Annotated in this window: 6 protein-coding genes and 1 pseudogene; all 7 read left to right on the forward strand. The window is 67.4% G+C overall.

The annotated features are described in order from the left end of the window. Window positions 1-98: 98 nt before the first annotated feature. Window positions 99-1,536: pseudogene (locus tag CV1CTNOD_RS11400) on the forward strand (IS3 family transposase); the annotation flags it as partial. Window positions 1,537-1,905: 369 nt separating this feature from the next. Beyond that, window positions 1,906-2,664, forward strand: coding sequence for a spondin domain-containing protein (locus CV1CTNOD_RS11405; RefSeq protein ID WP_131786086.1), 759 nt, complete (start codon window positions 1,906-1,908; stop codon window positions 2,662-2,664). A gap of 168 nt (window positions 2,665-2,832) precedes the next feature. Continuing rightward, window positions 2,833-3,309, forward strand: a complete 477-nt coding sequence (locus CV1CTNOD_RS11410; protein ID WP_131786087.1) for a cupin domain-containing protein — start codon at window positions 2,833-2,835, stop codon at window positions 3,307-3,309. Beyond that, on the forward strand, window positions 3,306-3,758 hold the full coding sequence (locus tag CV1CTNOD_RS11415; protein ID WP_207386358.1) for a cobalamin B12-binding domain-containing protein: 453 nt from the start codon (window positions 3,306-3,308) through the stop codon (window positions 3,756-3,758). Before CV1CTNOD_RS11410 ends, CV1CTNOD_RS11415 begins: the two co-directional genes overlap by 4 nt. Next, window positions 3,755-6,952, forward strand: coding sequence for an FAD/NAD(P)-binding protein (locus CV1CTNOD_RS11420; RefSeq protein WP_131786088.1), 3,198 nt, complete (start codon window positions 3,755-3,757; stop codon window positions 6,950-6,952). The genes CV1CTNOD_RS11415 and CV1CTNOD_RS11420 overlap by 4 nt, the downstream gene beginning before the upstream one ends. Then, window positions 6,949-8,655 carry an AMP-binding protein gene (locus CV1CTNOD_RS11425; RefSeq protein WP_131786089.1) on the forward strand — a complete coding sequence of 569 codons (1,707 nt, stop codon included), beginning with the start codon at window positions 6,949-6,951 and terminating at the stop codon, window positions 8,653-8,655. The genes CV1CTNOD_RS11420 and CV1CTNOD_RS11425 overlap by 4 nt, the downstream gene beginning before the upstream one ends. 141 nt (window positions 8,656-8,796) lie before the next feature. Further along, complete coding sequence (locus CV1CTNOD_RS11430) at window positions 8,797-9,153, forward strand: maleylpyruvate isomerase N-terminal domain-containing protein (protein ID WP_165485453.1); 357 nt, start codon at window positions 8,797-8,799, stop codon at window positions 9,151-9,153. The last annotated feature ends 56 nt before the right edge of the window (window positions 9,154-9,209 follow it).

Genomic DNA, 9,209 nt, shown 5'->3' on the forward strand with positions numbered 1-9,209 from the left:
TCGCCACGCCGGGCGACCTTCGCGCAGCCCTGGGTTGGGAGAGGGAGATCGTGGCGGTGGTGCTGACGGCCAGGCGGGGTCTGGTCGATGATGGTCGGGTGGATGACCCCGGACCTGAGGCGGGATGGCCTGACCCGGAGGTCGAGCCGAAGGCGAAGCGGCGGACGTTCACGGCGGCGTACAAGGCTCGGATTCTCGCGGAATACGACGTAGCGACCAGGCCCGGTGAGAAGGGCGCGATCCTGCGTCGGGAGCGGTTGTACTCCGCGCATATCGTGGAGTGGCGTCGCGCGGCGGGTCAGGGCGCGGCGGCGGCGTCGGTGAGGAAGCGCGGCCGGCGGCCGACCCGCGGGACAAGAAGATAGCGGAGCTGGAGGCAACGCTGGCCCGGAAAGAGAAGGAACTCGCGGCGTCCCAGCGCGTGATTGGCATCATGGGAAAAGCCAACGCGCTCTTGGAGGCGCTCTCCGAGAGCATTCCCGAAATTACCCGGGCGTCGTCGCCGAAGGAGAACGGATAGTCGACGCGTGCGTGGTCGAGCTTTCCGGGGTCGTCGGGCCGGCGAATGCCTGCGATCTGGTGGGTCGGTCGCGGGCGACGTTCTACCGGCGCCATCGCCCGCCGGTGTCGGCGCTGGAGCGGCGGCCGCCGAAGCCGCACAGGGAGCGTGTGCAGCCCCGGGCGCTTTCCGCGGAGGAACGGGCGAGGGCGCTTGGGGTTCTCAACTCGGAGCGGTTCGCCGACTCGTCGCCGGCGCACGTGTGGGCGACGCTGCTCGACGAGGGGGTCTATCTGGCCTCTTCCCGTACGCTGTGCCGGATCCTGGCGGTCCGGGAGCAGACCGGGGAGCGCCGTGCTCAGGCGACGCATCCGCCGCATGTGAAACCCGAGCTGGTCGCGTCCGCGCCGAACCAGGTGTGGACCTGGGATATCACGAAGATCAAGGGGTCGGTGAAGCACAGGAATTTCTATCTTTATGTCATCCTCGATATCTACAGCCGCTATGTCGTGGGCTGGATGCTCGCGCCGAACGAGTCCGGGGAGCTCGCGAAGGAACTTGTCACGCAGACGTGTGAGAAGTATGGCGTCGATACGTCGAGGCTCACGGTGCACGCCGACCGGGGCTCGTCGATGACGTCGAAGACTCTCACGCTGCTTCTGGCGGATCTTGACATCGTCCGGTCGCACTCAAGGCCGCGGGTCTCGAACGACAACCCGTTTTCCGAGTCCCAGTTCAAGACCCTGAAGTACCGGCCCGAGTTTCCCGACCACTTCGACACCATCGTCGAGGCGTGAGCGTTCTGCCGGGAGTTCTTCAACTGGTATAATTTCGAGCACAAGCATTCCGGGATCGGCTATCTTTCGCCGGCGGTCGTGTACTTCGGCCAGACCGATCAGGTGTATGCCGCGCGCGGTCGTGTGCTCGATGCCGCCTACGCCGCGCACCCGGAGCGGTTCGTGAACCGGCTTCCGGTCCCGCCGCCGCTTCCGAGACCCGCTGGGATCAACGCGAAGCCCGGCGAGGACGCCGGGCCAGCCGACGCGGGCGTCCCGCAAAGATCGGAGGTGGTCCCCACACAGAGATCGAAAAGAAGACCAGGCACAGGCTAGTTCACAAACAATCTTGTCTTAAGGATCTTGACAAGTTCCGCCGTTGTCGACGCGTAACGGCCAAGCCGCGGTGACCGTCATTCTCGGGTGAGATCGGATGGTCCTGCGCGGGAGCGCCCGGCGACCGCCCGTATACGCATGACGTGACCCATCGGAAATCTCGATGCGAGCTATCGGAAATATATTGATCGCATTGCGGTACGACCGGAGCGACATACCGTCTATATGTCACCCGATAGCGGGTTCGAATTTGGGTGGATTACCTCGGTCAAGTACCACGGCAAAGGAGGATCCATGCGAAGAATTGCCACGATCATGGGCGCGGTCGGCGCGGCGGCGGTGGCCTGGTCCGGTGCGGCGTTCGCCAGCGCACCGGACGATTCGGCAGCCAGTCAGCCGCGTCCGCACAGTTACCAGGTCACGCTTACCAACATCACCTCCGGTGAGCCGCTCTCCCCCGGTGTCATCGCGACCACGAGCAAAGGGTCGGATCTCCATGCGTTCCAGGTCGGCGGCTTCACCTCGACCGAGCTGGCGGCCCTCGCCCAGGACGGCAACGAGGCTCCGCTGGTGAATGCCTACCAGGCGGCCGCCGCGACGACCGACGTCGTCGACATAGCGGCCCCGCTCACCCCGACGAGCGTCGACAAGGAGGGCTTCAGCCACTCGGTGACCAGTACCATCCAGGCGAACAAGGGCGACCTGCTGTCCATCGCCACCATGCTCGTCTGCAGTAACGACGGGTTCACCGGCCTCGACAACATCGCCCTGCCAGCCGGCGGTCGAACAGCCACCTACTGGCTGAGGGCTTACGACGCGGGGGTCGAGAACAATACCGAACTCGGTTCGGATCTGCCCGACCCGTGCAGCGCGGTGGGCCCGACGACCCTACCCGGTGACCCGAACGGAAACATCGACACCGGATCCGTCGGCACGGTACCCACGCAGCCCATCGCCGGCCATCCGGGTATCTCCGGTTCGGGTGATCTCTCGTCCGCGGCCCACGGCTGGTACGGACCAGTCGCGCGGGTCGACATCACCAGGCTGAACTGACGGTGACCTGGTGACGGTGGCCGTCCGCTTTCTCTGGACGGGCCACCGTCACCACGGTGCCTGCTCCATGTACTGGACCGGCCGAACGGCTCCGGTCCGGTCGCCATGCCATGAGGGTAAACGCACCTTTCTGGGACTTTCCCTGTGCTGGAACAAGGAGGCTTGGTTATGCGTGACCAAGTTGTCAGGGACGTATTCCGCAGCGGTTTCGAGATGCCCGACCTCACCTGGTCGACGTGGGTGGAGCCGGGACGGTCCGGGGTCGAGCATCACGTCCTGTGGGCCCCGGACGACACCGGCGAGGATTCTGTCGGGCTGATTCTGCGGTTCCCCCCCGGAGCGCACGGAGACTTTCATGAGCATCTCGGCTACGAGTTGATGCTCGTGCTCGACGGCACTCTCGACCACAGCGACGGACGGTCGTTCGGTTTCGGTGATCTGGTGGTCGAGGGACCGGGAACGCGACACCAGATGTCCAGTCGGCAGGGTTGCACGGTGCTGGCGATCCGCAGCCGTCCGGCGGCGGCGAGAGAACCGTCGACGGGCGAGATCAGGCGCCCGGTCGACGAGCCCGCGACGGGCTGCACGCCCGCCACCTACGCGCAGCTGGCCACCCCGGCGGCCGAGGGACCGGTTGAGCGGTGAGCACGCTTGTCCCACCGCACCGACGTGTGCTGCTGACCACCGTCTCATCGGATTCCCATACCTGGAACCTGGTGTTTCTGCAGCTCCTTCTCGAGGAAGCAGGCCACCAGGTACTGAATCTCGGCCCGTGCGCACCGGACGACCTCATCCTGGCATCCATCAGGACTTACCGGCCCGATGTTCTGGTGGTCAGCACCGTAAATGGTCACGGACGAATGGACGGGGCGAGGCTGGTTCGCCGGATCCGAGCGGACCCATCCATCCGGTACGTCCCGGCTGTGATCGGCGGGCGGCTGGGAATACATGGCGGTGCCGAGGCCGGAACAGTAACGGAACTCCTCGGCGCCGGATTCGACGCGGTGTGCAACGAACGGACCGACCCGCGGACCCTCACCAACCTGCTGCTGGAGCTCGGCACGAAGGCCGAGCCGAAGAAAGGGGTGGCATGACCGTCTCGACCCCGGTCGATCTCGGTTCGTACGTCCGTCGCCACGCCGGCGCGGGCCGTCTGGTGCTCCAGCCGCGGATGGGGATGTCCGACCCCGCTCAGATGTCCGCCGGAATCCAGGCGGTCCGCAGCGTGGACGGTCCCACAGTCGGCACGATAACCCTGGACAGTTATACCCGGGTCGGTGATCACGCCGCGGCCGAGCGGGCGCTGGCGGCCGGCGGTCCGCTGAACGGCTTTCCGCTGGTCGCGCACGGTCCACGGACCACGGCGACGGTCGCCTCGGCAGCGCTCGGAGAAATTCCTGTCCAGGTCCGGCACGGGTCGGCCGCGCCAGCCGAGATCTTCGCGAACATGGTCCTGGCCGGCCTGGCCGCGACCGAAGGCGGCCCGGTGTCGTACTGCCTTCCCTATGGACGGACCCCGCTGGCCAGGTCGGTACGCCAGTGGCGGAATGCCACCCGCCAGCTGGCCACCGACTGCCGGACCGCCGGACTCCGGGCGCACCTGGAGACCTTTGGCGGATGTCTGATGGGCCAGCTGTGCCCACCGTCGCTGCTGGTCGCGATGAGTCTGCTGGAAGCGCTCTTCTTCGTCGAACAGGGTGTGGACAGTGTCTCGCTCAGCTACGCCCAGCAGACCGATCCGGTGCAGGACATCGAGGCGCTGGCGGCGCTACGCCACCTGGCCGAGACCCTGCTGCCATCGGACGTCGACTGGCACATCGTTCTCTATACCTACATGGGGGTCTTTCCGGCCAGCACCTCCGGCGCACAACGCCTGCTGGAAAGCAGCGTCGACATCGCGGTATGCGGCGGTGCGGAACGGCTGATCGTCAAGACTGCGGCCGAGGCGCACCGGATACCGACAGTCCAGGACAATATCGCGGCGCTGACGGTCGCCTGGCGCCGCGCCGCCCACGCCCGAGAGGCTACCGGCCTGCCGACCGCCGCCGAGGTGGACCACGAGGACGTACTGGACGAGGCCAAGCGCATCATCGACGCCGTTATCGGTCTGTCCGAGGACACCGGACAGGCTCTGCTGCGTGCCTTCGCGCGAGGGCTGTTGGACGTGCCGTTCTGCCTGCATGCCGACAATCCGGGGATCACCCGATCCCTGATCACCCCAGCGGGTCGGCTGCAGTGGGCCGAGACCGGCGGGCTTCCGCTGCCGAAGCCGCGGCACACGTCGCCGACGATGGTGAGCGCGGGCCAGCTGCTCGACATGCTTTCGCATACCGCCCGCCGCAACGACCTCGCGGCCGCACAGACACCGGGCGAGCTGGCGGCGTCCGGATCGCCCCAGCCGCTGCGGATCGCCGTCGTGGGCACCGGGCCGCGCGGAATAGCCGTGATCGAGAGAATCGTGGCCCGGTGCACCGACACGCCGCTCACCCGTGCGGTCGAGCTGTACGCGATCGACAGCGACCATGTCGGCACCGGCCGGATATGGCGGCCCGAGCAGCCCGAATGGCTGCTGATGAACACGCCCGCCGGTGAGGTGACCATGTTCTCGGGTCCGTCCGATGACGGCCCGGCACGGGCCGGGGCAGGACCGAGTCTCGGGCAGTGGTGGTGCGCGTCCGGCACAGAAGAAGCAGATCTGTACGGGTACGCGCCGCGGCGGACCTACGGGCAGTACCTGAGTTTCGTGCTTGCCGCGGCGCGAGCCAACCTGCCCGAGGCCGTCCGACTCATCGACGTCCAGCGCCGGGTGGACCGCCTTGACCGGCAGGACGATGGACGGTTTCGGCTGGAGATGGCGGACGGAACCGAGATCTCCGTGGACCGGGTCGTTCTCTGTACCGGCCACTCCCGTCCCGAGCTGGACCGGAGCCAGAACAGGCTGGCGACATTCGCCGCGACCCGTGACCGCGCGCGATACATCAGAGCCGACTCGGCGGCGGATATGGAACTCGATACGCTGCCGCCCGCGTCGACCGTGGGAACGATCGGGATGGGCCTGGCTTTCTACGACGTCATGGCGTGTCTGACGGTCGGGCGCGGCGGCCGTTTCGTCCCCGTCCCCGACGGTCTGCGCTATGCGCCGAGCGGACGGGAGCCGATCCTTGTCGCCGGTTCGCGCAGTGGCGTTCCGGTCTCGGCTCGGGGTCGCAATCAGAAGAGCCCGGACCACGTCTACGTGCCGCGCCTGTTCACCCTGCGGCACGTTATGGCAGTACGACGGCGCGGACAGCTGGACTTTCGGAAGGACGTACTGCCGTGGCTCCTGGCTGAGATCGACCTAGTCTATCACGCCACTGAGATCCGTAATCGGTTCGGTGCCGAGATCGCCGCCAGGTTCACCGACGCCGTCGCCGTCGCCGCCCGTGACGTCCCGCCGGAAGAGGCGGTCTCAGTACAGGCACGCCGTTTCGACGTCGCGGACCTGCCGGCGCTGGACGTCCCTGGGCGCGCCCGTCCGTTCGCGGGCCGGCGGTTCGCGAGTCCGCAGGAGTTCCAGGAGGCCCTTGTCACTGTCATCCTGGCCGATATCGCGGCTGCCGAGCTGGGCAATGTCGACGGCCCGGTGAAGGCGGCGCTCGACGTTCTGCGCGACGTCCGGTCCGTCATCAGAGCGGCAGTGAGCTATGCCGGCCTGACACCCAGGTCGTACCGCGAGGACTTCCTCGGCTGGTTCGCACCCATGTGTTCCCTGGTGTCGACCGGGCCGCCTCTGCTACGTCTGCAGCAGGTTCTCGCGCTCATGCGGTGCGGCCAACTGCGCGTTGTCGGTCCCGCGGCCGTCTTCGACGTCGACGACACCGAGGGTCGCTTCTTCGCCGATTCCGAACATGTCGACGAGGCGCGTATCGGTCTGGACGCGGTGATCGACGCCCGTATCCCCGAGCCGGACCTGCGGCGCGATCAGTCGCCGCTGGCACGCCATCTGGTGCGTACCGGCACCCTTACCAGCCATGTCAACAAAGGAGTGGCGGACTTCTATGACACGGGAGGCGTGTCGGTGACCGGTGAGCCTTTCCACCCCATCGGGAAAGACGGTGCCCTGCGGCCGGGGCTGTACGTCCTCGGTATCCCCTCCGAGCACACCCGGTGGTTCACCCAGGTCGGCAGCGGCCGGCCTGGGCCCTGGGGCGAGTTCATGGCGGACGCGGACAGCATCGCCGCCGACGCTCTGGCGGCGTGCGTGGACTCCGCCGGGGGACGACAGCTTGTTCCCGCGAGCAAACGATGACCGCGGGGCAGGTGCGGGGGAAGACCATCGCACCGGCGACAACGGCGACCGAGCGGTTCCGCGCCGCTCGGGACATGCTCGTCGCCCGCCGGCTCGACCACGATGCCGCGTATGCCGAGTTCGCCTGGCCACGTCTCCCCACCTTCAACTGGGCCCTTGAGTGGTTCGATGTCGTGGCGCGCGGCAACGACCAAGTCGCCCTCGAGCTGTTCCACCCAGACAGCGCCGGGCTCACGGTGAGCTACGCGCAGATGTCGGCCCGTTCCAGTTCGATCGCGAACTGGCTACGGGAGCTCGGAGTCGCGCGAGGAGACCGCGTGATGATCATATTGGGCCAGCAGCAGGAGTTGTGGGAGTCCGTTCTGGCCTGTCTCAAGCTCGGGGCCGTGATTATTCCGACGTATCCCAGCCTGACCGCGCCGGAGGCCACCGACCGGGTCATACGTGGCCGCGTCCACCATCTGATCTGTCGTGCCGACACCGCCGAACGCTTCAGCGGTGCCCCGGTCCCCGGACTGAGGGTCGCCGTATCCGGTGATGTCCCGGGCTGGACCCCGTATGACGACGGCCGGTCCGGGAATCCGGTGTTCAGGTCGAACACGCCGACCCCGTCCAACGACATCGCCTTCTGCTATTTCACGTCGGGTACGACCAGCCAGCCCAAGCTGGTCGCTCATACCCACGCCAGTTATCCGGTCGGACATCTGTCCAGCCTGTACTGGAACGGCCTTCTTCCCGGGGACAGGCATCTGAACATCTCCTTTCCCGGTTGGGCCAAGCATTCGTGGAGCAGTCTGTTCGTCCCCTGGAGCGCCGAGGCCACCGTCATCGCCCTGACGCCGGACCGGGTCGACGCCCAGATCCTGCCGCGTCTGCTGACGGAGCTGCGCGTCGACACCTTCTGCGCTCCGCCGAGCGTGTGGCGCGGCATGCGCGCGTGTCTGTCGTCGTCACGGCCGGCGCTGCGCGAGGCGCTCAGCGCCGGCGAACCGCTTGAGCCCGATCTCGCCGGCGCCATCCGCCAGGCATGGGGGATACCTGTCCGGGACGGTTACGGGCAGACCGAAGCAACCGCTCTGGTCGGCACCACGCCGGGTCTGCCGTCACGGGCGGGTTGGATCGGTAAGCCGCTTCCCGGGTACCGGATCTTTCTGGAAGATCCCGACGCGTCGGGATGCGGCGAGCTGTGTGTGGATCTGGCAACGGATCCGGTCGGCATCATGGCGGGCTACCTCGATGACGCCGAGCGGACCGCCGGCGTGCGTACCGGCGGTCTGTACCGAACCGGGGATGTCGCGCAGATGAGCTCGGACGGATGGATTCGCCTGCTGGGACGGCGCGACGAGATGTTCAAGTCGTTCGACCGGAGAATTTCCCCGTACGAGATCGAGTCCGTTCTGCGGCGCCATCCCGTGGTCGCCGATGTCGCGGTCGTGCCGCGGAGTCATCCGATCGGCGGCGCGGTCGCGCAGGCCGTCGTCGTACTCGAGCGCGGTCACCGTCCGGGCGTCGCGCTGGAGGCTGCTCTGCTCGCCTACGCCGCGCGGCATCTCACCGACGAGCTCCGTCCCCGGTCGGTGAGATTCAGCGACAGGCTGCCGCGGACAGCGTCCGGCAAGGTCCGCCGCACGGAACTGGCCGCCCGGACCACCGGCCCGGACGACTTTCGCGACCAGCGTCCCGCCGGCCATCCGCGGGCGTGAAAGAGATCGCCGACCCGTCGACCCATCAGAACACAGAATCGCGGAATTCCGTGGCGGGGCCGGTCGCCGGTGAGAGCCGTCGGCCCGACTCCCTGAAGACCGATTCCCTGGAGAACCGATCCGCTGGAAAGGGGCCGCGCAGTGACTCTCACGGTTGCCAACGACATGCACGCCATGGCAGACGGGACCGCGCGTCTGCTCGCCGAGGTGGAGCGCCTGAACAACGCCGGGGTGCGTGAGCTGTCCGCACTGCCGGGTTGGACCCGAGCGCACCTGATCACCCACCTGGCCCGCAACGCCGACGGTCTGGTGAACCTTTTGACCTGGGCCAGAACCGGGATCGTCACCCCATGTACCCGCTCCCCGGGCAGCGCGAAACGGACATCGAGACCGGGTCCGGTCGGCACGCCGGTGATCGGCTCTGTTGCATTGGGCGGAGGCAAGGCATGGTGGACCTGTGCCGGGCGGGTGCTCAGACGGCCAGCGCGAGCTCGGTGAAGGCAGCCGTCAGCCGCTGGCGGGGTTCGGCGTCCGTTCCGAGTTCATAGTGGCCG

The sequence above is a fragment of the Protofrankia symbiont of Coriaria ruscifolia genome (assembly GCF_900634745.1).
Taxonomy (GTDB): Bacteria; Actinomycetota; Actinomycetes; order Frankiales; family Frankiaceae; genus Protofrankia; species Protofrankia californiensis.

Excerpts from the sequence above, each read along its gene's own strand:
- CV1CTNOD_RS11405 (WP_131786086.1), top strand. The coding sequence starts at position 1,906 with ATGCGAAGAATTGCCACGATCATGGGCGCGGTCGGCGCGGCGGCGGTG.
- CV1CTNOD_RS11410 (WP_131786087.1), top strand. The coding sequence starts at position 2,833 with ATGCGTGACCAAGTTGTCAGGGACGTATTCCGCAGCGGTTTCGAGATG.
- CV1CTNOD_RS11420 (WP_131786088.1), top strand. The coding sequence starts at position 3,755 with ATGACCGTCTCGACCCCGGTCGATCTCGGTTCGTACGTCCGTCGCCAC.
- CV1CTNOD_RS11425 (WP_131786089.1), top strand. The coding sequence starts at position 6,949 with ATGACCGCGGGGCAGGTGCGGGGGAAGACCATCGCACCGGCGACAACG.